At 26.2% G+C, this 21,696-nt stretch carries 25 protein-coding genes and 2 tRNA genes; all 27 read right to left on the bottom strand.

Annotated elements, in window-relative coordinates; translation table 11 throughout:
* Nucleotides 1–4 precede the first annotated feature (4 nt).
* Nucleotides 5–733, bottom strand: coding sequence for a Stp1/IreP family PP2C-type Ser/Thr phosphatase (locus tag L6653_RS01870; RefSeq protein WP_236785264.1), 729 nt, complete (start codon nucleotides 731–733; stop codon nucleotides 5–7).
* A 2-nt stretch (nucleotides 734–735) separates the two neighbouring features.
* Nucleotides 736–1,761, bottom strand: coding sequence for a dual-specificity RNA methyltransferase RlmN (rlmN, locus tag L6653_RS01865; protein WP_236785263.1), 1,026 nt, complete (start codon nucleotides 1,759–1,761; stop codon nucleotides 736–738).
* A 2-nt stretch (nucleotides 1,762–1,763) separates the two neighbouring features.
* Entirely contained in the window at nucleotides 1,764–3,044 is a 1,281-nt protein-coding gene (rsmB, locus tag L6653_RS01860; protein WP_236785262.1) for a 16S rRNA (cytosine(967)-C(5))-methyltransferase RsmB, read from the bottom strand.
* Nucleotide 3,045: 1 nt separating this feature from the next.
* The gene (gene fmt / locus L6653_RS01855; protein ID WP_236785832.1) at nucleotides 3,046–3,960 is read right to left on the bottom strand and encodes a methionyl-tRNA formyltransferase; all 915 of its coding nucleotides are present in this window, start codon (nucleotides 3,958–3,960) and stop codon (nucleotides 3,046–3,048) included.
* Nucleotides 3,961–3,979: 19 nt separating this feature from the next.
* Nucleotides 3,980–4,441 (bottom strand): peptide deformylase, encoded by a 462-nt coding sequence (gene def, locus L6653_RS01850; protein ID WP_236785261.1) that lies wholly within the window; start codon nucleotides 4,439–4,441, stop codon nucleotides 3,980–3,982.
* A gap of 11 nt (nucleotides 4,442–4,452) precedes the next feature.
* Nucleotides 4,453–6,759, bottom strand: coding sequence for an SMC hinge domain-related protein (locus L6653_RS01845; RefSeq protein ID WP_236785260.1), 2,307 nt, complete (start codon nucleotides 6,757–6,759; stop codon nucleotides 4,453–4,455).
* Nucleotides 6,760–7,156: 397 nt separating this feature from the next.
* Nucleotides 7,157–7,981, bottom strand: a complete 825-nt coding sequence (locus L6653_RS01840) for an AAA family ATPase (RefSeq protein WP_236785259.1) — start codon at nucleotides 7,979–7,981, stop codon at nucleotides 7,157–7,159.
* Nucleotides 7,968–9,044 (bottom strand): elongator complex protein 3, encoded by a 1,077-nt coding sequence (locus tag L6653_RS01835; protein ID WP_236785258.1) that lies wholly within the window; start codon nucleotides 9,042–9,044, stop codon nucleotides 7,968–7,970. The genes L6653_RS01840 and L6653_RS01835 overlap by 14 nt, the downstream gene beginning before the upstream one ends.
* Entirely contained in the window at nucleotides 9,037–9,753 is a 717-nt protein-coding gene (gene rnc / locus L6653_RS01830) for a ribonuclease III (protein WP_236785257.1), read from the bottom strand. Before rnc ends, L6653_RS01835 begins: the two co-directional genes overlap by 8 nt.
* Nucleotides 9,753–9,977 (bottom strand): acyl carrier protein, encoded by a 225-nt coding sequence (locus L6653_RS01825; RefSeq protein WP_236785256.1) that lies wholly within the window; start codon nucleotides 9,975–9,977, stop codon nucleotides 9,753–9,755. The genes rnc and L6653_RS01825 overlap by 1 nt, the downstream gene beginning before the upstream one ends.
* Nucleotides 9,974–10,948 (bottom strand): phosphate acyltransferase PlsX, encoded by a 975-nt coding sequence (gene plsX / locus L6653_RS01820; protein WP_236785255.1) that lies wholly within the window; start codon nucleotides 10,946–10,948, stop codon nucleotides 9,974–9,976. Before plsX ends, L6653_RS01825 begins: the two co-directional genes overlap by 4 nt.
* A gap of 49 nt (nucleotides 10,949–10,997) precedes the next feature.
* On the bottom strand, nucleotides 10,998–11,177 hold the full coding sequence (rpmF, locus tag L6653_RS01815) for a 50S ribosomal protein L32 (RefSeq protein ID WP_049691186.1): 180 nt from the start codon (nucleotides 11,175–11,177) through the stop codon (nucleotides 10,998–11,000).
* Between the two features lie 69 nt (nucleotides 11,178–11,246).
* Nucleotides 11,247–12,434, bottom strand: coding sequence for an acetate/propionate family kinase (locus L6653_RS01810; RefSeq protein WP_236785254.1), 1,188 nt, complete (start codon nucleotides 12,432–12,434; stop codon nucleotides 11,247–11,249).
* An 11-nt stretch (nucleotides 12,435–12,445) separates the two neighbouring features.
* A complete protein-coding gene (locus tag L6653_RS01805) occupies nucleotides 12,446–13,348 on the bottom strand; it encodes a hypothetical protein (RefSeq protein WP_236785253.1) in 903 nt (300 codons plus the stop codon).
* On the bottom strand, nucleotides 13,345–13,815 hold the full coding sequence (locus tag L6653_RS01800) for a prepilin-type N-terminal cleavage/methylation domain-containing protein (protein ID WP_236785252.1): 471 nt from the start codon (nucleotides 13,813–13,815) through the stop codon (nucleotides 13,345–13,347). Before L6653_RS01800 ends, L6653_RS01805 begins: the two co-directional genes overlap by 4 nt.
* Nucleotides 13,812–14,123, bottom strand: a complete 312-nt coding sequence (comGE, locus tag L6653_RS01795) for a competence type IV pilus minor pilin ComGE (RefSeq protein WP_236785251.1) — start codon at nucleotides 14,121–14,123, stop codon at nucleotides 13,812–13,814. The genes L6653_RS01800 and comGE overlap by 4 nt, the downstream gene beginning before the upstream one ends.
* Complete coding sequence (locus tag L6653_RS01790) at nucleotides 14,116–14,523, bottom strand: prepilin-type N-terminal cleavage/methylation domain-containing protein (RefSeq protein WP_236785250.1); 408 nt, start codon at nucleotides 14,521–14,523, stop codon at nucleotides 14,116–14,118. The genes comGE and L6653_RS01790 overlap by 8 nt, the downstream gene beginning before the upstream one ends.
* 7 nt (nucleotides 14,524–14,530) lie before the next feature.
* The gene (locus L6653_RS01785; RefSeq protein WP_236785249.1) at nucleotides 14,531–15,226 is read right to left on the bottom strand and encodes a prepilin peptidase; all 696 of its coding nucleotides are present in this window, start codon (nucleotides 15,224–15,226) and stop codon (nucleotides 14,531–14,533) included.
* Nucleotides 15,223–15,603, bottom strand: a complete 381-nt coding sequence (locus L6653_RS01780; RefSeq protein ID WP_236785248.1) for a prepilin-type N-terminal cleavage/methylation domain-containing protein — start codon at nucleotides 15,601–15,603, stop codon at nucleotides 15,223–15,225. Before L6653_RS01780 ends, L6653_RS01785 begins: the two co-directional genes overlap by 4 nt.
* A 9-nt stretch (nucleotides 15,604–15,612) precedes the next feature.
* Nucleotides 15,613–16,710 (bottom strand): type II secretion system F family protein, encoded by a 1,098-nt coding sequence (locus L6653_RS01775; protein ID WP_236785247.1) that lies wholly within the window; start codon nucleotides 16,708–16,710, stop codon nucleotides 15,613–15,615.
* Nucleotides 16,711–17,268, bottom strand: a complete 558-nt coding sequence (frr, locus tag L6653_RS01770; RefSeq protein ID WP_236785246.1) for a ribosome recycling factor — start codon at nucleotides 17,266–17,268, stop codon at nucleotides 16,711–16,713.
* The gene (gene pyrH, locus L6653_RS01765) at nucleotides 17,258–17,980 is read right to left on the bottom strand and encodes a UMP kinase (RefSeq protein WP_049691196.1); all 723 of its coding nucleotides are present in this window, start codon (nucleotides 17,978–17,980) and stop codon (nucleotides 17,258–17,260) included. The genes frr and pyrH overlap by 11 nt, the downstream gene beginning before the upstream one ends.
* Nucleotides 17,981–18,122: 142 nt before the next feature.
* On the bottom strand, nucleotides 18,123–19,244 hold the full coding sequence (locus L6653_RS01760) for an ABC transporter permease (protein ID WP_236785245.1): 1,122 nt from the start codon (nucleotides 19,242–19,244) through the stop codon (nucleotides 18,123–18,125).
* Nucleotides 19,231–20,316 (bottom strand): ABC transporter permease, encoded by a 1,086-nt coding sequence (locus L6653_RS01755; protein WP_236785244.1) that lies wholly within the window; start codon nucleotides 20,314–20,316, stop codon nucleotides 19,231–19,233. The genes L6653_RS01760 and L6653_RS01755 overlap by 14 nt, the downstream gene beginning before the upstream one ends.
* 1 nt (nucleotide 20,317) lies before the next feature.
* Entirely contained in the window at nucleotides 20,318–21,256 is a 939-nt protein-coding gene (locus L6653_RS01750; protein WP_236785243.1) for an ABC transporter ATP-binding protein, read from the bottom strand.
* Between the two features lie 116 nt (nucleotides 21,257–21,372).
* Nucleotides 21,373–21,458 (bottom strand) — tRNA-Leu (locus L6653_RS01745).
* A 3-nt stretch (nucleotides 21,459–21,461) separates the two neighbouring features.
* A tRNA-His gene (locus L6653_RS01740) sits at nucleotides 21,462–21,538 on the bottom strand.
* Between the last annotated feature and the right edge of the window lie 158 nt (nucleotides 21,539–21,696).

Genomic DNA, 21,696 nt, shown 5'->3' with positions numbered 1-21,696 from the left:
TACCTCAAATCAAAATTGTAGTTACTGTAATATTGTCATGCCCACCATTTCTTATAGCCAAATCAACTAGGCTTGAAGAAATTTTATCAGCTGTAGAATTATTTGCAATTATAGCTTCAATTTCTACATCACTTACCTCGTTTGTAAGTCCATCAGTAACAATCAACAAAATATCTCTTTCTTTCATATCTAATGACCTAGATTCTGGTTTTATTTTACTTTTAACACCAACAGCTCTTGTAATTGTTGATTTATTAGCAAAATTTTCTGCCTCATCTTCTGTAAGTGAACCTGAATCTAAAAGATCATTTACCAAAGAGTGATCTCTTGTTATACGTTGTAATTTATTTTCTGAATATATGTAAGCACGAGAATCACCAATGTGAGTTATATGGTAAGATTTTTTATTATAATCTATACAAACACAAACTGCAGTTGTGCCCATATTAGCATATTCTTCGTATGATTTTGATAAAGAATAAATTTTATCATTTGCACTTTGCAAAGCTTCTTCTTGCAAATCAATAATAGAAGAATAATCTTCTATTTTTGAATTATCAATATATTCAAGATAATATTTTGCTGCAAGCTTTGAGGCAAGTTCGCCGCCATTATATCCACCCATACCATCGGCTACAATAAAAAAGCTATACTTATCTAATTCTAAATTTCCATAATAGTCCTGATTTTCGCTTCTTACCTTGCCGATATTTGAAATAGTACTAAATTTCATTTCTACCTCGCATAGTTATTTCTTAATTGACCACATGATGCATCAATATCAGATCCCATTGACCTTCTACTTGTTGCATTCAATCCATTATTTGTTAATTTTTTTTGAAATTTTTCAATAATATTTGCCTTAGTTTTTGAATGTTTAAATTCTTCAATCGGATTTAAAGGAATCAAATTTATATGAATGTTTTTACCTTTAAAAAGTTTAACTAATTGGTCAACATCCTCTTCTAAATTATTTACCCCATCTATTACAACATATTCATATGAAACTCTTCTTTTGGTTTTTCCCAAATAATAGTCACATGCTTTTACAATCTCATTAATCTTATATTTTTTTGCGCTTGGCATATAAATTATTCTTTTTTTATCAAAAGCATAATGTAGAGAAACAGCCAAATTTATATCGTAGCCTAAATCTGCAAGCTCATAAATTTTATCAACTAAACCTACAGTTGAAATAGTTATTGCTCTATGAGATAAATTTCTTCCCTTAGAATCTGTAATTATTTTAATAAATCTTTCAATATTTGAAAAATTATCTAAAGGCTCTCCAATTCCCATCACAACAATATTACTAATATCAGAATTTTCTCTTTCCAAAAGATATATTTCTTCAATTATCTCAGCAGAAGTTAAGGATCTTTCAAGGCCATTTTTAGTTGATGCACAAAATTTACATCCCATTTTGCACCCAACTTGAGATGAAATACAAATAGTATTTCTATTATCATATTCCATAAAAACAGCTTCAATAATATTTCCATCATCAAGCTCTAAAAGATATTTTTTTGTTTTATCTACTTTGGATTTAAATTCTTTTAAAATTTTAATTTTTGGAAAAGAAAATAACTGATTTAATTTTTCTCTCATATCCTTTGACAAATCTGTCATTTTAGAAAAATCATTAATTTTATTTACATGAATTTGCCTAAAAACTTGCTTGGCCCTAAATTTTTGAAAACCTAAATCTAAAAATATTTTTTCTAATTCTTCAATTGTTTTATCATTTATTGTTTCTTTCATAATTATATCTTCTCAAATTTTGTAATGAAAAATCCATCAGTTTCATCATCAAAACTGTTATACTCAATATATTCCTTCTCATTTATTTTAATATTTTTAAGTCTTTTTTTCTTGGAAAGATAGGTGAAATTATCTTTATTTTCAATATTTCCAATAGTACATGTTGAAAATACTAACCTTCCACCTGGCTTTAAATATAAAAATGCCCTATCCAAAATATTTTTTTGTAGTTTTGAAAGATTTTTCACATCTTCCATAGTCCTATTATATCTTATCTCAGGTTTTCTATCTATAACACCAAGACCTGAACATGGCAAATCACACAAAATATAGTCAAATTTTTCCTTATATTCTTCTTTTAAAATACTTGCATCAAAATTTGTAATTTCAATATTTTTTAAACCAAGTCTATCAATATTTTCATTTATTTTTGAAAGCTTATTAAAAGATATATCATTTGCAATAATTTTTGATGAATTTTCACAAAGCTCTGCCAAAAACGAAGTTTTTGTTCCTGGAGCAGCGCACATATCCAAAATATTTGAATTTTTCCCAGGATTTAAAATCTCACAAACTTTGATAGATCCTTCTGATTGGATTGTGAAAAGTCCATTTTCAAATTCCTCTGTCTTTGCCAAACCTTTTGGGTTTTTGATTATTAAACTTGAATCAGAAATCTTAGAATCTTCTAAAATATATCCACAATCTTTTAAAAGTTTTTTCAAATTTTCCTTATCAGTTTTTGTCTTGTTGATTCTAATAGATAAATTTCTTTCTTTATTCAAGGATTTTAAAAATTTGTCTGTATAAGCCTTTCCATAAGAGTCGTTCAAATATTTTATTATCCACAAAGGCATGGAATATTTTATCGACCTGTATTCATCATCATTTTTAATATTTATTTTTGCTAAATTTTCTTCATCTCTAATAAATGATCTTAAAATTGCATTTACAAAAGATTTTGACCTAAAAGATACTTTTTTTGTTAGGTTTACTAACTCATTTAAAATAGCATAATTTTTCCTATCTAAAAAATGTATATTATAAAGACCTATCAATAAAATAATTTTTACATTTTTATCTAATTTATTTAATTTTATTTTTGATAATTTTTTCAAAATATATTCAAGATAAAGCTTATTTTCCAAAACTCCATAAATATTTTTTGTTATATAAGAAATATCCTCAACATTTTTACTAATTTCATTAATAATATCTGTAGATTTTTCGTTTTTATATAAAATTTTGTAGAGTCCATCTAGTATTAATTTAAAATCTTCCATCTTAATCTAAATAAATTCCCTCTTCAAAATCATTACCAAGTAAAAATGATTTGGTGTCCATAGCTTTTTTACCTGGAAATTGGATTTTTTCTATTCTTATACCACCGTTTTTACATCCAATAATAATTTTATCATTCTTGTTTGCCTTATAGACAAAGGATATTTTTGGATTTTCAATTTCTACTGGGCTTGCCTTTAAAATTTTAACATTTTGATCTTTATAGGAAAAATAAGCCTTAGGAAATTCTACAAAAGCTCTAATTTTATTTATGATTTCTTCTTTTGTTTGATTAAAATCAATTTTTCCCATCTCTTTTGTGATTTTTTTTGTAAAAGTAGCTTTATTATCATCTTGTTTAACTCTTTTTTCCATCAAATCTTCATAATTTAAAATAGATTCAAGAATGGTTTGACCGCCAAGATTTGATAATTTTTCACTCAAAGATGTAAAATCATCATCCTCATTTATTTCTATTTCTTTTTGGCTTAAAATATCTCCAGAATCCATACCTTTTTCAATCAACATTGCTGATGCGTGAGTTTTTTTATCTCCATTTAATAAAGTATATTGAACAGGACTAGGTCCCCTATATTTTGGCAATGATGAAGGATGAAGGTTTATTATTTTATTTTCATAAGCTTTAAGTAAATTTTCTTTTATCAATTGACCAAAAGCTACAACAACAATAAAATCTATATTTTTTTCTCTTAGAATAGACAAAAATTCATCTGTATTTACACTATCTGGAGTAAGGACTTCTATATTATTATCTATTGCATATTGTTTTACGACAGTTGGTCTAAATTTATTTCTATTTCTTTTCTTATCTTTTCCACTAACAACTAAACTTAAGTTTATATTTTCATTTTTATTAAGAATATCCAAAGTTTCTAATGAAAACTTTGGACTTCCCATAAAACATATATTTATTTTTTTAGTCAAATTTAACTTCCTCTTCGTAATTATCTATAAACAATACTCCATTTAGATGATCAATTTCATGACAAAGAGCAACAGCCTTTAAACCTTCTGCCTCAATTTCTTTTTCATCTCCATTTTCATCCAAATATTTTACAACAACATGAGCTGGTCTTTTAACATTTGCATTAAAATTTGGAACTGAAAGGCACCCCTCAACTCCAATTTGTTCTCCATCTTTTTCAATAATTTCAGGATTTACAAGTTTTATTAGACCATCTTCGTCTCTAATATCTACAACTATAACTCTTTTTAAAAGTCCCACTTGTGGTGCTGCAAGGCCAACTCCATCAGCCTTATACATAGTCTCTGCCATATCATCTAATAAAATTTTGATTCTATCATTTACTTCTTTTACTTCTTTTGAAGTTTTTCTTAAAATTGGATCTCCAACTTGTCTTATATTTCTAATTGCCATTATTTCTCCTTCTAATTATTTTCTTCAAAATCTATCGAATAGATTTTTGATATTCCACCATCTCCAATAGTAACACCATGAATTTTTTCAGCCAATTGCATGGTTGTTTGCCTGTGAGTTATCATTATAAATTGAGTTTTATCCGACAAAGATTTTAAATAATCTATATACCTTTTTATGTTTGATTCATCCATGGCTGCATCAATTTCATCCAATAATGAAAATGGAGCAGGATTTGTTTCAAATATTGCAAAGAGCAAAGCCACCGCTGTTAATGATTTTTCTCCACCAGAAAGTAGGCTTAAATTTTTTGTGCTTTTTCCAGGAGGGCAAGCTGAAATTTCTATTCCGGCATCTAATAAATCATTAGAATCTAAACTTAACTTTGCTTTTCCTCCCATAAATAATTCCTTGAATATTCTTTGGAATTTACTATCAATTATATTGAAATTTTTGATAAATTCATCTTTCATTTCATCTTCAAGTTTTTTTATCATTTTTTCAATATCTTTTTTTGCCTCTTCAAGGTCAATTTTTTGCTTATCTAAAAATTCAAATTCTTTAAAAACTTTTTCAAAATTTTCTTTGGAATTTTCATCAAAAAATCCTACCTGACTTAATTTTTTTTGCAAAGAAAATAAGTCTTCTTTTTTAATATTTTGGTCTAAATCTTCATAGTTATTTTCTTTAAGTTTATCTAAAGGTTTTGAAATAAAGGGTCTTATTTCATCTTCCAAATTTTTCAAATCCTTACTCATAGCTTCAAGCTTATAATTAAACTTAACTATTTTCATAGAATATTCATTTAGGTCATTTTCAATGTTTTTGGATTTTGACAAAAGTTCATGGTTAGATTTCTTCTTTTCCTCAATTAATTGTGAAATTTCTATTTTTTTGTCTTCATCAATTTTAAATTGATTTTTTAAATCTTCTAGATTTTTTTCACAAAGACTTATCTCTTTTCCTAAATTCTCTATACTATTATCAAGAGATTTTTTCATCTTTTGGTTAAATTTAATATTTTCCTTTAAATTTAAAAGGCTGTTTTTATCTTCACCGATTCTATTTTCCAAAATATTTAAATCTCTTCTATTTATTTCAATATTGTTTTTATTTTTAAATATTTCATTTGAAATTTCATTTACTAAATTCTTATTTTCATCAGCCTTATTAGTTAGAATATTTTTCTCATTTCTAACATTTGAAAATTTTATCTTTATCTTTTCTATATCATTAAAACTTTCTTCTTCTTTGGATTCTTTTAATGATTGATTTAATTCATCAATTCTTTGAATAAGACTTTGTTTTTGGTAATTTTTCCTATCATAAACCTTACTTGAATCCAATAATTTTTCTTTTGTTTTATTTAAAGTATCTTCTTCACTTTCTTTTTGTATCTTTTTATCTTTTAAGCTTTCATTTAAATTATTATAAGAATCTAATAAGTCATTTCTTTCATTTCTAAGCTTATTGATTCTTATTTTTATTTCATTTACTTTTTTATTTCTATTTAATATATTAATATTTGATTTTCTTGATTTATTAACTCCTGCGACCATTGAGCCCCAAGTATTTATTAAATCAAGATTTAAAGAAATAATCCTATATCCTCTAATTTTATTAGACAAAGAAACTGCATCATCAATGTTTTTTACAACAATTGTGTTAGAAAGAAAGTGATTTATTATATTTTCAAGTTTTGGATCAAAACTTACCAAATCATAAGCCATAGCTATAACTTCTTTTTCATTAACTACTGGCTTTTTATTTTGCCTTATTGAATCCAAAGGAAGAAAAGTTATTCTTCCAAGTTTGTTTTTATTTACAAAATTAATAATTTCCCTGGTATCTTTTTTTGACCAAGTTACAATATTTTGGAGTCCTTGACCAATAAGATTTTCTATTATTTCTTCATATCCTGATTTTACAGTAATAAGATTTGCAAGGGTGTCTATATATAAATTTTCAATTTCAGTATTTTTTGTTTTTTTCAAAAAATCAGAAACAGAATAAAAATATCCATCATTTCTTTCCATTAATGATTTTTGGATTTTATAGTTTGAAATTTCTTCCTTGCATGAAATATTGTTTTGACTAATAGATTTTTCCAATTTTTCTTTTTGACTTATCAAATTATCAATTTCATTTTTTGTTTCAGATAAGGTTTGGTTTTTTTCATCAATAATTGTTTTTAATTTATTTTTTTCATCTTGAATTTTTGATAAATCTTCATTTAAGTTTGAAAGTTCATCTTTTAAACTTAAAATTTTTTCATTTATTATCCTGTTATTTTCAGACCTATGTTTTTCAAGAACCATTCTTGTTTTTTGGTCAATATCATAATCATAGATAATCTTATTTAATTTCTTATCTTCATTTTGAAGATTTTCAATTTCTTTTTCTATATCTTTTAATAAATTATTTTTATCTTCTTTATTATTTTCAAGCTCTATATTTTTTTCTTCTAAATTTTTAATTATCTTTTTTGTTTGATCAAGCCTATTTTTTGATCTTTTAGAGAAAGTTCATAGGTTTTTATCTTTTCATCATAAGTTTTAAAATCTTTCTCGTTTCTTTCTAAATCCTTTTGGTTGTAAAGGAGCTTTTGTTTGTCTAAATTAATTTTATTAATATTTTTATCAATATTTTTTTCATTTTTTATTATATTTTCGCCAAGATTATCATATTCTTTTTCAAGTTCTCTTATATTTTCAGCTATAGGAGCAAAGATTCATTAACCTTGTCAAATTCTCTTGTTTTCTCTTCTTGACTTGATTTTAAAACTTTAATTTTTTCTAATAAATCCTTATTTTTTTCATTTAAGGATTTTGATTTATTAAAATAATATAAATAGGCTTTTTCATCTAATGAATTTTCAATTTGCTGATACTTATCAAAATTTTTCGCTTCAATTTCCAGCCTATTTTTATCTTTATTCTTATATTCCCACTCTCTTTGAATTATTTCTAAATCTTCATCAACTTTATTTAATTTTTTCTGAGATTCTTCTCTTCTATATTTATGAGTTGCAATTCCACTTGCTTCTTCAAAAATATTTCTACGCTCTTGGTTTGAAGAATTTAAAATTTCATCAATTCTTCCTTGGCCTATTACTGAATATCCTTCTTTACCAATACCTGTATCCAAAAATAATTCTTTTATATCTTTTAGTCTTACTCTTTTTCCATTTAACCTATATTCGTTGTCACCGTTTCTAAAAATTCTTCTAGAAATTTTTACAAGGTCATAATCACTAGATAAGGACCTATCCTTATTGTCAAATGAAAGATTTACCTCTGCCATATTCATAGGTTTTTTATCGTCGGCGCCTTGAAAGATAACGTCATCCATCTTTTTACCTCTCAAAGATTTTACAGATTGCTCTCCCAAAACCCACTTTATAGCATCAGCAATATTTGACTTACCAGACCCATTCGGACCAACTACAGCAGTTATTTGATTATCAAATTTTATTTTTGTTTTATTTGCAAAGGACTTAAATCCTTTGAGTTCAACACTTTCTAACCTAATATAAATCACCACCGTATGTTTTTTCTACAAAATTTTTGATAAATTCATAAATATCGTAAGATATTTTTTTATTATCATATTCTATAAATTTTTCTTCATCACTTTGAAAATTTATAATAAGTCCATAATTTTCATAAAAATATTTTTTGTTTGCCTTTTTGTTTCCAGAAATTATTGAAATAAGCCTATTTGGAACATGAATTTTTATCTTTTCTTTTAAATCATGTTTTTTTATCAAATCTTCTATATAAGTTTTGTGAATATTTGATTCTACTAATTGCCTAATTGAAGGATGAAAAGGACCTGCAACAACATCTTCTTTATCGTTAATATTTTCAGTTGGTTGTAGTCCAATCCTAATTACTGGAATATTTTTGTAGGTATAAGTCATATAAAGCTTAGAAGATAAATCTATTGCCTCATCCAATGTAAGCGGCTTATATAAATTATTTTTATATAATTTCTCAAGCTTTGTATCTTTTATCACCAAAGTTGGGTAAATTCTTACCATGTCAGGTTTCATTTTTATTGACTCAAGCCCTGTTTGGATTGATTTTTCGAAAGAATCTTTGTAGAGACCAGGCATAATTTGATGACCTAATTTAAAACCATAGTCTTTAATTAATTTACTAGCAATAAGCGAATCTTTTTTGCTATGCCCTCTTTCATTAGCCTCTAGAACTTTATCATCTAAAGATTGGATACCAAGCTCAATTACATCAACCTCATATTCTTTTAATTTATCAAGAATAGAATTATTTATATAATCAGGTCTTGTAGATAATCTGATTCTATCAATAATTCCCTTCTTTTTATAGGACAAAGCTATTTCAAGATAAGAAATCATTACTTTTGTATCAAGACCTGTAAATGATCCACCAAAAAACGCGATTTCTTTAGGATTACCATTTTTTGGAAAATAAGACAAGTATTGATTAATTTGTTTTATTGTATTTTCTTTATTAATAGTATCTTTATAGTTTGTAATCTTCACTTGGTTGCAAAAAGCACAATCATGAGGACAACCTAAAAACGGTATAAAGATAGGTATTATATATTCTTTTTTACTCATTTGTTAACTTCTTATAGGCAATTTTTGCTGCCATTTGTTCCGCATCTTTTTTATTTTTTCCTTTGCCTGTGCTTAGTTTTTTATTTTTGGCAAAAACTTCCATATAAAATGTTTTATTATGCTCTGGACCTTCTTCTTTTAAAAGTTTATATTTTAATATTGTTCTATTTGTTTTATTAAAATATTCTTGTAATTTTGTCTTATAATCAATAAAAAGTAGGTCATTTTCAAGAAGATTTTTTACAGTTTCGTAATAATTTTTCATCAAAAAATCTTTTAGAAAATCATAACCTGCATCAAGATAAATTGCTGCACAAAAAGCTTCAAAAGTATCAGCTTTTACAGATTTTTTCTCTCTTCCATTATGGCTAATCTCACCTTTTCCAAATAATAAATATGATGATAGATTAAATTTTTCGCTAGCCTTTGAAAATGATGAAGTACAAACTATTCTTGATCTTATTTTTGTAAGTTTTCCTTCTGGATAAGTTTTATGATTTTTATAAAGCTCTTCGCTAACTACTAAATCTAAAATACTATCTCCCAAAAATTCCAATCTTTCGTTTGATGTTCTTTTTTTGTCCTTGCTTTCATTTATATAAGAAGAATGAGTAAGGGCTACATCTAATAAGTTTTTATTTTTAAAACTGTAGCCAATACTTTCTTCTAATTTTTGAATTTCTTCTAATCTTTCTTTAGATAAATTCATTAGTTTTTGCTTTCTATTAAAGATACAACATCAGAAAATTTTTCAATTTCATCTAATTCATCATCAGAAAATTCAATATCATATTTGTCTTCAATTGCCATAATAAAATCAAGCATATCTATTGAATCTATATCATATTCTGAAATTTCTTTTTCAAAATCAATCTCATCAACATTGATATCTAAATTTTCTTTTACTAATTCAATTAACTCATCTCTAATCATTCTAATTCTCCTTTTATTTTTTCTATTGTATTTGTATTTATATAATCTATTAAGCCTAAAATTGCTGAGCTAAAGGCCTTGGAGTTTGAATTTCCATGTGCCTTATATACATATTGATTTACTCCCAAAAGTGGTGCTCCGCCAATTGTATCTGAATTATATTTTGATAGATTATTTTTCAAAGATTTTTTTAATAAAGCTCCACCTATTTTTGTGGAAAAAGATTTGTATATGGAATCTTTAATTTCCTTACTAAAAAGACTAATTACACCTTCTGCAGTTTTTATAGCAATATTTCCATCAAAGCCATCTGCTATTATTATATTAGTTTTTCCAGTAAATAAATCTCTAGCTTCAATATTTCCCACAAAATTTATTGAAGATTCTTTTAATAGTTGGTAAGTTTCTTTTGCTAATTTATTTCCCTTGTGCTCTTCAGTTCCAACATTTAAAAGTGAAACTGTAGGATTTTCTATATGAAGTACATTTTTTGCAAAGACACTTCCCATAATTGCAAACTCTTTTAAAAATTCTGCCTTACAATCCATGTTTGCGCCTGTATCTAATAATAAAGTTTGATTTTCATATGTTGGAAGGCTTGTTGCAATACATGCTCTCTTTATTCCTTTAATTCTTCCAGAAATAAAAAGTCCACTTGCAAGAATTGCCCCTGTAGATCCTGATGAAACTAAACCATCATAGCCATCTTCATTAAGCTTATTAAAAGCTTTTACTAGACTTGAATCTTTTTTTCTTCTTATAGCCTTTACTGGATCTTCATTATTTTCAATTTTTTCTTTGCCATCAATTATTTCGTAAGATTTTATTCTTCCATCGATAATTTTTTCAATTTTTTCTTTATCTCCAGAAAAAACTGGAAGAAAATCTTTTTCTTTTAAAGCTTCAATTGTCCCTTCTATTGGGACTTTTATTCCATCATCTGCTCCATAAGTATCTATTATTATCTTCATAATTTCCCCTTATTTTGGATATTAAAAAAAAGATAGTGTTACCACTATCTTAATTTAACTCAAGAACTTCTTTGCCTTTATGATAACCACAGCTTGGACAAACTCTATGTGGTAACATTGGTTCATGACAATTTGGACACTCTACATAATTTGATTTATTTAATCTGTAAGCTGAAGCTCTTCTTTTATTTTTTCTTGTTTTTGATGTTCTTCTCTTAGGTACTGCCATTCTAACACCTCCTAGTTATGAGTTTTAGCAATCTTAAACATTATATAAGTAAATGTTAAAATTGTCAAGCTATACTAGTTTTTTAGTGTCTCTTGCAATCATTAATTCTTCGTTTGTTGCAATTACAAAAACTTTTACTTTTGAATCATCAGTTGAAATCAAATGACAACCACCACGAACATTATTTTTTTCAGGATCTAATTTAATTCCAAATTGCTCGAAGCCTTTCATTATATCAGCTCTCATTGTTGCAGAATTTTCTCCGATTCCACCAGTAAATACAATTGCATCAGCTTTTCCGATTTCTGCCATGTATCCTGCTATATATCTTTTGGCTCTATTTGCAAACATTTTAAGAGCAATATCTGCTCTTTCATTTCCATCGTTAGCAGCATTTTCAAGATCTCTAAAGTCTGATGATACTCCAGAAACTCCAAAAACTCCTGATTCTTTATTTAATACATTGTCCATTTTTTTTGTATCGTAACCATATTCATTCATCAAGAATGTAACAACTGTTGGATCTAAGTCTCCACTCCTTGTTCCCATTACAAGTCCTTCAAGTGGTGTAAGTCCCATTGTTGTATCAAATGATTTTCCTTCTTTAATTGCACAAATTGATGATCCATTTCCTAAATGGCATGAAATCATATTTAATTCATTTTGATCTTTTTCTAAAACTTTTGCAGTTTTTTGTGTAATGAAATCATGGCTTGTTCCGTGGAATCCATATTTTCTTATAGCTTGTTCTTCGTAATATTTATAATCTATTCCATAAAGGAAAGTTTCTTTTGGCATTGATTGATGGAAAGCTGTATCGAAAACTGCTACGTTTTTTACATTTGGTAGAAGTTTTTCACAAGCTTCAAGTCCCATCATGTTTGCTGGGTTGTGTAATGGTGCGAATTTTGAATATTCCTTAACTGCTTTTTTAACTTCTTCATCTATTACAACTGATTTTGTTATTTTTTCTCCACCGTGAACAAATCTGTGGCCAACTGCATCAATTTCTGAAAGATCTGAAATAACTCCATTTTCTTTGTCAGTTATTGCTTCAAATACATGTTTAACTGCTTCAGTATGGTCTTTCATATCCTCTTCAATTATATATTCGTCGTCGCCTTTTTCTTGTTTAAGTCTTGATCCGTCAATTCCTATTCTTTCTACAAGACCCTTTACTAAAACTTCTTCATTGTCCATATCAAATAATTGATATTTTAAAGATGAAGATCCACAGTTGATAACTAATATTTTCATTTATTCCTCCATTAAAATACTTTTTTCGATTTAATTTCAATATATTTTGGATTTTCTATATCATTAATATAATCAAATGACCTTTCTTTTTTGTAAAAATATTTCACTTTTTTATCATAATCATTTTTTGATATCATTTGCCCATTTATTGTAAGCTTGCTATCATTTTTCGAAATAATGTCACCTCTTATAATAAGTAGGCCATCCAAAACCAAGTCATTTTCTAAAATCAAATCTTTTCCAATTACTACTATACCACTAATTCTTCTTGCTGTCTTAGTTTTATTTGAAAAATTTTCCTCATATTTTGAAAAATTGCTTGACTTTTCTTTGTTTGAAATATCATTAGAATAATTTTTGTCTTCAGATTTTTTTATAATTAAATTTTCATAAGTCTTTATAAAAATATTGTCATAATCTTTATCTATTTCAAAATTTTTATATTCTTCTAATCTTTTTTCTTTAAATTTTAAATTTTCAAAAAAATCTTCAAAATCATTTTTAAAAATTATTTTTGATTCATTTTTTAGATTATATCTTTCTTTTAAATCAAATGAGATATCAAGCTTAGCTTTTGAATCTCCTATTATTTTTATTTTATTCATAGAAAATGAATTATCACCAATTTTTATAATTTTTACAGATTCTTCCCTTTCAAAAAAATCAAAATAATAATCATGTGCTAAATCATCATCTATTTTGTTTATTTCCTCAGATCTTTGAATTAACCCGTTCTCATCATTAAAAACTACATTATAAACAGATTCTAAATAATAAATGGCCTTTTTTCTATCATATAGGTTTTTGTTTAAATCATTATTATTTTTGCCTTGTTCATAAATAAAAGAGAGGCTTATAGACAAAAGAGTTAGTATTATTAAAACATAAATCGATAAAAATCCTCTTTTTTTCATTCAAGCCTCCTAATATAGGTTTTATATTTTGAATTTCCTTCGTTTTCATAAAAATCTACATTTATATAAAATGAATCCTCAGCTTTATCATAAGAAATATTTGAACTTTTGCAATATCCAATGGGGATTTTTGTCTCTTTTTCACTTATAGAATTTATATTATTTATGTAGACGTATAAATTCTTTCCTATTTGCTCAAACCTATAAGTAGATTTATTTTTCCCATCTTTTATCAAAACTTTAAAATCATTTTCATTTTTATAATCTATGATTTCGTCTGCCTTTCTGATTACATTTTCTATATATAAAATACAATTTGTAGAATTTTTATAATCAATTTCTTCATTATAGGTTTCTTTACTTATTAGAAAATTTGTCTTCACTATATTGTTTATCAAAAGAACTAGAAGAGATGAAATTGCAAGGGCACAAAGTAATTCTATTAAAGTGAATCCTCTTTTTTTCATTTTTTTACCACCACATCTAAGACATAATTACTAGATTTAACTTCTATATATTTTAAATTTTCATTATAAGACTCAATTTTTGTATGTATTTCAAATCCATCTTCAGTATCTTTATAATCTCCAATTTCTCTTTTTTTAGATTTTTCTAAAACTTCTTGCATATCAAAAAGAATTTTTGAATTGTTTTTTATTTTTACAGAATTTTTATAAATTGAAAAAAGTGATGGAAGTAGGAAAATAGCAATTAAACTTATTAAAAAAAGACCTATTATTGTTTCAATTAGGGTAAATCCTTTGTTTTTATTCATTTCTAATCCTTCCGGCTATTGGTGCTACAATTATTGAATATTCATTATTTTTAGAAGTAAAATATATTTTACTTGCTCCCTTTACACTTCCTGTAGGTCTAAATACAAAAATATTATCTACATTTGCTCTTACATGTTTAAAATAAACTCCTTTAACAAATTTATCATCGTCTTCTCTTCTTATATGATAAGAATCTTTTGAAATTTCTATTTCATAAGAAAAACCTGTAACTAGGGATTTTTCTCTGCAATAATTTATATCAGCCTGTAAATTTTCTATCTCTTTTCTTTCTTGAAGTTTTGGAATTACGCCTGATTTTAATAAAATTATGCTAGAAATCAAAGAAATTATAGCAAGACTTATTATTAATTCAATTAAGGTAAAGGCTCTCTTTTTCATAATCACCTCAAAATAAAGCTATAATATAAGCTAAGAAAATATAAATGCAAAATGGAATTTTAATTTTTGTTGACCTATTTTTAATGGCAAAAATAATAGCGAAAGCTCCTCCAATCCAAATTGATCCTAAAATTAAATATATGATTTTTTCATTTTTTAAAAACAAAAATAAGGCCAAATAGAAAAAATAATCCCCATCTCCTATATTTTTTCTTGATATGTAGTAAATGAATATATAGATTAAGGTAAAAATTGCTATTATCTTTATAAATTCTATTTCTATTTTTAGAAATATAATCCTATAGATAAGACCTATAAAGCCAAGTATATAAATATAAATCATGTAAATATTCATAGTTTTAAGGTCTATCATTGCTATAACAAATGAAATTAATAAGGATAAAAATATAAACATTCCTTCAATGAGATTCCTATCTTTCATTGCAAATATAAATAAAAGACCCCCTATTATTTCATAAAAAATATATGAAGGTGGGATCTTTTCATGACAAAACCTGCAACTTCCTTTTAAATTTATATAAGAAATAATCGGTATAAGGTCTCTTTTTAAAATTTTTCTCTGACAATTTGTACAATGACTTGGAGGAAATGCAATATTTTCACCCCTAAGGCTTCTTTCACACAACAAGTGTGCAAATGATCCAAATATTGAACCTAAGAAAAAATATAATACTAAAATCATTTCAATGCTTTTTCATCTGGATCTACTGTAATTATTGAATTTTGGGGATCAATTGTAACTTTGTAAGATTTTCCTTTTAATTCATCTACACCTTTTGGAACTTCAGGCCATTTTTCTACATATTTAAGTGAATCATCTTTTTCATTATTTTTATTACCTGTCCAAGTTACAGCTGGATCATTTGAATTTAATTCATTTAATTTTACACTCGCAGCAGTTTTTAACATAGATACATTGGCATTATGAGCAGTAATTGCTGCTTGTCTTTTTGTCTGTTTATATTTTGGTATTGCAATAGCCGCAAGCATGGCGATAATGGCAATTACAATTATTAATTCTATTAAGGTAAATCCATTTTTTTTATTTCTTTTTAACATAAATCCTCCTTAAAAATTAATGGTGTTAACCGTATCAAACATAGGTATAGCTACTGAGAAAACTACAAATCCTACAACAAAAGCCATAAAAATAATCAAAAATGGCTCAAAAAGACTTGAAATTCTTTTTAACCTATAAATATATTCGTTTGCATAATAAGTTGAAGTTTTTTCTAAAGATTTTGCCATATCTCCACTATCTTCTCCAACTTTAATCATAGCAATAAAAAGTTTCGAAAAAACATTTTCCTTTCCCATGGAATCTGACAAATTATTTCCGAGTTTTAAGCTATTTTCAACATTCGATAAAATCTCTCTTAAATATAAATTTTTAAATGATTTTTTTATGATATTAATACTTTCAACAATATCAACATCACCAATTCTTAGGATATATAAAAGTGAGCTTATTTGATATTCTATATTTAATACCCTAAATTTTCTGAAAACAAAACTTTTGAAGAAAAATTTATCAATTTTATACTTGTACTCTTCTTTTTGTCTTAATATGTAAAAAATAATAATTGCAAATAAAAAACCGAGCAAAATATTTATTCCATTTTTATTGAAAAAATTTCCTAAAGTTAATAGAATTTTGGTTGATAGGGGTAAATTCTTAGAACTATCTTCAAAAACTTCTATAAAAGTTGGCATGACTTTGGTTAAAATAGTTATTACAACTCCAATAGTCACAAATAGTAAAATTATTGGATAAATCAAGGCTTCTGTAATTTTATTTTTATTTTTGCTTTCTTCGGTCATATATGTTGACAACTCATCTAGTATTTTAGAAAGATTTCCACTTACATCTCCACTTTTAATAAAAGATGTTATTATCGGCCCAAAAGATTTCTCTTCTTTATAAAAAGCCTCGTAAGCCTCATCCCCATTTTTTAAGCTCAAAGATACATTGACCAAAGCCTTGTTTAGTTTTTTATCAAGTCTTTGGTCAATTATAATTTTTAAACTATCATATAAGGATACAGATGAGTCGGTAAGTAAGCTTAGTTGCTTTAAAAACAAGGATAAAATATTTGAATTTATCCTAACTTTTCCTATATCCTTATTTAAAATAGCTTTTAGCTTATCAAATTTTATTTTATTCAATTAAACTTCAAGTAATTCTTTATTTTTATTTTCAACAGTTTTTTCAATTTGATCTATATATTTTTTTGTGATTTTTTGAATATCATCTTCAATTGAAAATAAATCGTCTTCTGTTAAATCTGCTGCTTTTTCAGCTTTTTTTGCCTTATCCAAGGCTTCTCTTCTTATATTTCTAATTTGAATTTTGCTATCTTCAGAATATTCAGAAACTTGTTTTGTTAATTGTTTTCTTCTTTCTTCTGTCAATGCCGGGAAAGGAAGTCTTATAACTTCGCCATCATTTTGTGGATTAATTCCAATATCTGATTTATTTATTGCTTTTTCGATTTCTTTTATATTTGATTTATCCCAAGGTTTTATTACCAAAAGTCTTGGTTCTGGTGTAGATATGGTTGCAGCTTGGTTAATTGGTGTTTGACTTCCATAATATGAAAATGTAAGTCCATCTAATATTGAATCATTTGCTCTTCCTGCTCTTATTTTAGAAATTCTAATTTCAAATGATTCACAAGCCTTTTTCATCAAAGCTTCTGTATCTTTAATAATATTATCGTACATCAAAATTCTCCTTTACAATTGTTCCTATTTCTTTTCCTTCAACTATTTTAACTAAATTTTCAGGATTATCTATTCCAAAAGCAAGTATTGGCATATCATTATCCATACACAAACTTGTTGCAGTAGAATCCATAATCTTTAATCTTTTTTGTAAAATTTCACTATAGGTTAATTTTTCATATTTTACGGCATCATCAAATTGGTTAGGATCTTTGTCATAAATTCCATCAGTTCCTTTTTTACCTAACAAAATCATGTCCGCATCAATTTCTAAAGCCCTAAGAGATGCTGTTGTGTCAGTTGAGAAATATGGAAGACCAGTTCCTGCTGCAAAAATTACAATCCTTCCTTTTTCAAGATGTCTTACAGCCCTTCTTCTAATATAAGGTTCTGCAACTTCTTGCATATTAATTGCAGTCATTAGCCTTGTTTCAAGTCCCATTTTTTCAAGAGTATCTTGAACTCTAAGACCATTCATAACAGTTCCAAGCATTCCAATTGTATCACTTGTTGCTCGTTCAATATGTTGACCGCTTCTGCCTCTCCAGAAATTTCCACCACCAACAACTATGGCAATTTCAAGTCCCTTATCTCTTGCTTTTTTTATATTTTCGCAAATAAGATCAATGGTATCATCATCAAAACCAAATCCCTTATCTTTTGCAAGTGCTTCTCCACTTAATTTTAAAACTACTCTTTTTATATCTCGCAAAACTTTTCCTCCTATTAGTAAAATTATATACTATTTTTTAGTATTGATAAAGTTATAGCTAATTAAAATTTGTTAAATAGTTTACTATAAATATAGATACCCAAATCTAGGCAAATATATCCTATTTAAAAATTACATTTTCTTAATTTTTAGTTGATTTATCGAAAAATAAAAATTTATCTAATATAAAACTTATCAACAAAAAAATCACAGCAAATCCTAAAAGTACAAAAATATTTTTGAAAAATATTTCTTTTGTGAAATTATTTGCTATCATATTGTTATTTAATACGTAATAAAAACTTGGAAATATTCGTCCTAATAAAAGAGCATTTTTACTTAATATATCTTGAGGCACAAAAACTCCTGTTAAAAATGATGAGCCAAGAGAAAAAATATTCATCACAGCCATCATAATATTGCTATTATTTATTAATTTAGATATAAAAAGAGCAAGACTAACTGTAGATAAGGAAAAGACTAAAGAATTTATCATTAAATAAATGATTCTATTTGATAAGTCTATTTTTCTATTTAAAATGAAAAAAACTAGCATATAAAGTAGCCATGAGAAAAATGCAAAAGAAATATTTGCCAAAAATATTTGAAAATTTATTTTCGTTTTGCTCATAGGAGAAATTAAATTTCTTTGTTTAATATTCTTATTTTTATATGTTAGGCTTACTAAAGAAACCACCAAAATTATTTGACTTAAAAACACATAGGATAAAAAATTAAAGAAAAATAAAATCCTTTCTTCTAATACTGGTCCCTTATTTTTTCTTAAGGAAATTTTTGCTTTCTTTTGAAAATCTTTTTTCGTATTCTTTATTGCATCTTTTGTATCAAAACCTGATTTTTCATATACTGAAATTTGATCTAAGTATAAATTTATGGATTCTTTTACATATTGATAATATTTAGAATTTTGACTCTTTTTAATTTCAACTTTTCTTTTTTTATCAAAATTTTTTGGAATTTTTATATAAGCTGTTACTATTTCATAAAATAAATTATCGTCAATATTTTTTCCTTTAAGATCAACAATCTTATTTTCTTTTCCCATATATGTAATAAAGGATTTTGATAAATCACTTTGAGATAAGTCTTCTATATAAATTTTTGCTTTTTCTTTTTTATAAACATTAGTGTTGCTATTAGTAGAATTTGAAAAAATAAGTAATGACATAAAGATTATAGTATATAAGGCTATAGCCTTAGTATGACCTCTTATTATTTTGAAATAATTTTTAAATACTGTCATATTGCCTACCCCTTGTTAACAAATATGAAATCAATCCAAATAGCAAAGTTAAAAATAATAAATATTTAATATTTTCCCAATACCTGTCCAAAGTATCATAATAATAAAGGCTGTAAATCCCATCATTAATTAAACTTGCTGGATTTAATTTGTTTATTATAGGATAATTTTCTTGAATCATTATCTTTATATCAGAATTCATCATTCCAGCAAAATATGAAAATACCATGCTTATAGCTATCCCTATGCCATTTTTTACTTCTATGCTTGATTTATTTGATAAGGCAATTAAACTTCCAAATAAAACTCCAAACAAACTAGCAAGTCCAATAAGAAAAATTAATGAAACAAGCTTATTGGAAAAATCTATTTTATAAATTTTATTGAAAAATAAAATTGTGAATAAAACTATAGAAAAATTTATAATAAAACCTGCTAAGATTGAAGCTGAAAGGCTTATAGATTTTTTTATAGGAGATATTGCATTTCTTTTTGCAAGAGTTGACAGGTTTGCTTCATACCTATAAATAATTAAAAGCCCAAAACTAAAACCATACAAAGCCTGCATACCTATAAGAGCGTAGAAAAATGTATTAACAATATTAAGGTTTTTCTTTGAATTATCTTTTATATGGTTTGAACTTTCAGTCAAAATCTTTGAATTAAAAGTAGGATTTTTTCTAAAAATTTTTTCTGCCATCATCCCTTTTCTTAAATAAGCATTCATTATGCTTTCCACAATTGATTCATATAGACCGGATTTTTTAAACTCTACTTTATCATAATCTTTTATGTAAGCAATGATATTTTCATCTTCCATCTTATTTTCATCAAATGTCTTAAATATTTTTTCTTTTTCCAGTGTTTTTAAAAAATCATCAAAATATTTATCATCTCTCAAATCATCTTTTACACTAACATTAATAGGCTCAAATTTCATTGAATTTTTTATATTTCCAAGAGCAATATTAAAGAAAAATCCCAAGATAAGAGGAAAGATTAAAGACCAAAAAATAAGAGTCCTATCTCTAATTAAAACTTTAAAAGTATTTTTAAAACTGTGTAAAAACATACTAATCCCTCAATTCTTTTCCTGTTAGTTCGAGAAATACATCATTTAAACTAGGCCTACTAGAGCTTAGGTGGTCGTATTTTGTTTCAGATGAATTTAAGATATCGACAAGATCTAGGATATTTGAATCTTTTGAAAAACTTAATTTGCAATTTCTTCCCTTTATAGAAAAATCAATCAAAGAGTCCATAGCTTTTATTTTTTCTATTAAAACATTTGACAATTCATCAGATTCAAAAGAAATTTTTTCCTTTAAATTAATGGTATCTTTTAAACTTTCGGCATCGCCTTTAGCAATTATTTTTCCCTTATCAAGAATAACAATATAATCACAAAGACTTTCAACCTCATCCATATAATGAGAGGTGTAGATGATGCTTGCTCCTTCTTTGTTTAATTTTTTTATTCCTTCCAAAATATTATTTCTAGATTGGGGATCAACTGCAACAGTAGGCTCATCAAAAATAATCAAATCAGGCTTATGAGAAATTCCACAAGCTATATTTAGCCTTCTTAATAAACCTCCTGAAAGTTGTTTGGGCTTAAATTTAACAAAATCACTAAGACCAACAAGATCTATTGTTTTTTTTACGAGACTTTTTCTTTTATTTTTATCTTTTATGTACAAAGCGCAAAAATAATCAATATTTTCATAAACATTAAGCTCATCATAAACACCAACATCTTGAAAAACTACGCCAATTTTTTCTTTAATTTTAAAAGAATCTGGAGTCATTTCCTCACCAAAAATTTTAATAGAGCCCCCATTATTATTAAGCAAAGAAAGAATACAAGAAATTGTAGTAGATTTTCCAGATCCATTAGGACCCAAAAGCCCCAAAATTTCTCCCTCATACAAATCTAAATCTAAATTATCAACAGCAAGAAAATTTTTATATCTTTTAACCAAAGACCTAACTTCAATAACTTTATCAACCATAATCTTCTCCTTTTACTAATTCTAGCATAGATTAAGTAAGAAAAATATTATAGAAAAGTAAAGAATTTGTAAAATTGAGCACAAAAAAAGACGTTGTTTCCAACGTCTAAAATATTTGGTGCGGGATAAAGGAGTTGAACCTTCACGAGAAAATCTCACTAGATCCTAAGTCTAGCGCGTCTGCCAATTCCGCCAATCCCGCATATGGGGTGAGTAGAGAGATTCGAACTCTCGATCTCCTGGGCCACAACCAGGTGTCTTAACCAACTGGACCATACCCACCGAATAAATAACTTACTATATAAGTATACATCCAATCGAATCACTTGTCAAATAAACTTTAAATTATTCAAAATAATTTTTACATTTATAGTGGCCTACTACTTTCGACTTAAATATATTACCACGAATATTATTTTTTTGCAAATATTTTTTTAAAT

Source organism: Anaerococcus ihuae (assembly GCF_928368155.1).
In the GTDB taxonomy this organism is placed as follows: domain Bacteria; phylum Bacillota; class Clostridia; order Tissierellales; family Peptoniphilaceae; genus Anaerococcus; species Anaerococcus ihuae.
This window is presented reverse-complemented; position numbering and strand designations above follow the sequence as displayed.

What these genes read in the sequence shown, in the direction of transcription:
- L6653_RS01870 (WP_236785264.1), bottom strand. Translation starts at nt 733, where the DNA reads ATGAAATTTAGTACTATTTCAAATATCGGCAAGGTAAGAAGCGAAAAT.
- rlmN (WP_236785263.1), bottom strand. Translation starts at nt 1,761, where the DNA reads ATGAAAGAAACAATAAATGATAAAACAATTGAAGAATTAGAAAAAATA.
- rsmB (WP_236785262.1), bottom strand. Translation starts at nt 3,044, where the DNA reads ATGGAAGATTTTAAATTAATACTAGATGGACTCTACAAAATTTTATAT.
- fmt (WP_236785832.1), bottom strand. Translation starts at nt 3,960, where the DNA reads ATGGGAAGTCCAAAGTTTTCATTAGAAACTTTGGATATTCTTAATAAA.
- def (WP_236785261.1), bottom strand. Translation starts at nt 4,441, where the DNA reads ATGGCAATTAGAAATATAAGACAAGTTGGAGATCCAATTTTAAGAAAA.
- L6653_RS01845 (WP_236785260.1), bottom strand. Translation starts at nt 6,759, where the DNA reads ATGGTTCTTGAAAAACATAGGTCTGAAAATAACAGGATAATAAATGAA.
- L6653_RS01835 (WP_236785258.1), bottom strand. Translation starts at nt 9,044, where the DNA reads ATGAGTAAAAAAGAATATATAATACCTATCTTTATACCGTTTTTAGGT.
- rnc (WP_236785257.1), bottom strand. Translation starts at nt 9,753, where the DNA reads ATGAATTTATCTAAAGAAAGATTAGAAGAAATTCAAAAATTAGAAGAA.
- L6653_RS01825 (WP_236785256.1), bottom strand. Translation starts at nt 9,977, where the DNA reads ATGATTAGAGATGAGTTAATTGAATTAGTAAAAGAAAATTTAGATATC.
- plsX (WP_236785255.1), bottom strand. Translation starts at nt 10,948, where the DNA reads ATGAAGATAATAATAGATACTTATGGAGCAGATGATGGAATAAAAGTC.
- rpmF (WP_049691186.1), bottom strand. Translation starts at nt 11,177, where the DNA reads ATGGCAGTACCTAAGAGAAGAACATCAAAAACAAGAAAAAATAAAAGA.
- L6653_RS01810 (WP_236785254.1), bottom strand. Translation starts at nt 12,434, where the DNA reads ATGAAAATATTAGTTATCAACTGTGGATCTTCATCTTTAAAATATCAA.
- L6653_RS01805 (WP_236785253.1), bottom strand. Translation starts at nt 13,348, where the DNA reads ATGAAAAAAAGAGGATTTTTATCGATTTATGTTTTAATAATACTAACT.
- L6653_RS01800 (WP_236785252.1), bottom strand. Translation starts at nt 13,815, where the DNA reads ATGAAAAAAAGAGGATTCACTTTAATAGAATTACTTTGTGCCCTTGCA.
- comGE (WP_236785251.1), bottom strand. Translation starts at nt 14,123, where the DNA reads ATGAATAAAAACAAAGGATTTACCCTAATTGAAACAATAATAGGTCTT.
- L6653_RS01790 (WP_236785250.1), bottom strand. Translation starts at nt 14,523, where the DNA reads ATGAAAAAGAGAGCCTTTACCTTAATTGAATTAATAATAAGTCTTGCT.
- L6653_RS01785 (WP_236785249.1), bottom strand. Translation starts at nt 15,226, where the DNA reads ATGATTTTAGTATTATATTTTTTCTTAGGTTCAATATTTGGATCATTT.
- L6653_RS01780 (WP_236785248.1), bottom strand. Translation starts at nt 15,603, where the DNA reads ATGTTAAAAAGAAATAAAAAAAATGGATTTACCTTAATAGAATTAATA.
- frr (WP_236785246.1), bottom strand. Translation starts at nt 17,268, where the DNA reads ATGTACGATAATATTATTAAAGATACAGAAGCTTTGATGAAAAAGGCT.
- L6653_RS01760 (WP_236785245.1), bottom strand. Translation starts at nt 19,244, where the DNA reads ATGACAGTATTTAAAAATTATTTCAAAATAATAAGAGGTCATACTAAG.
- L6653_RS01755 (WP_236785244.1), bottom strand. Translation starts at nt 20,316, where the DNA reads ATGTTTTTACACAGTTTTAAAAATACTTTTAAAGTTTTAATTAGAGAT.
- L6653_RS01750 (WP_236785243.1), bottom strand. Translation starts at nt 21,256, where the DNA reads ATGGTTGATAAAGTTATTGAAGTTAGGTCTTTGGTTAAAAGATATAAA.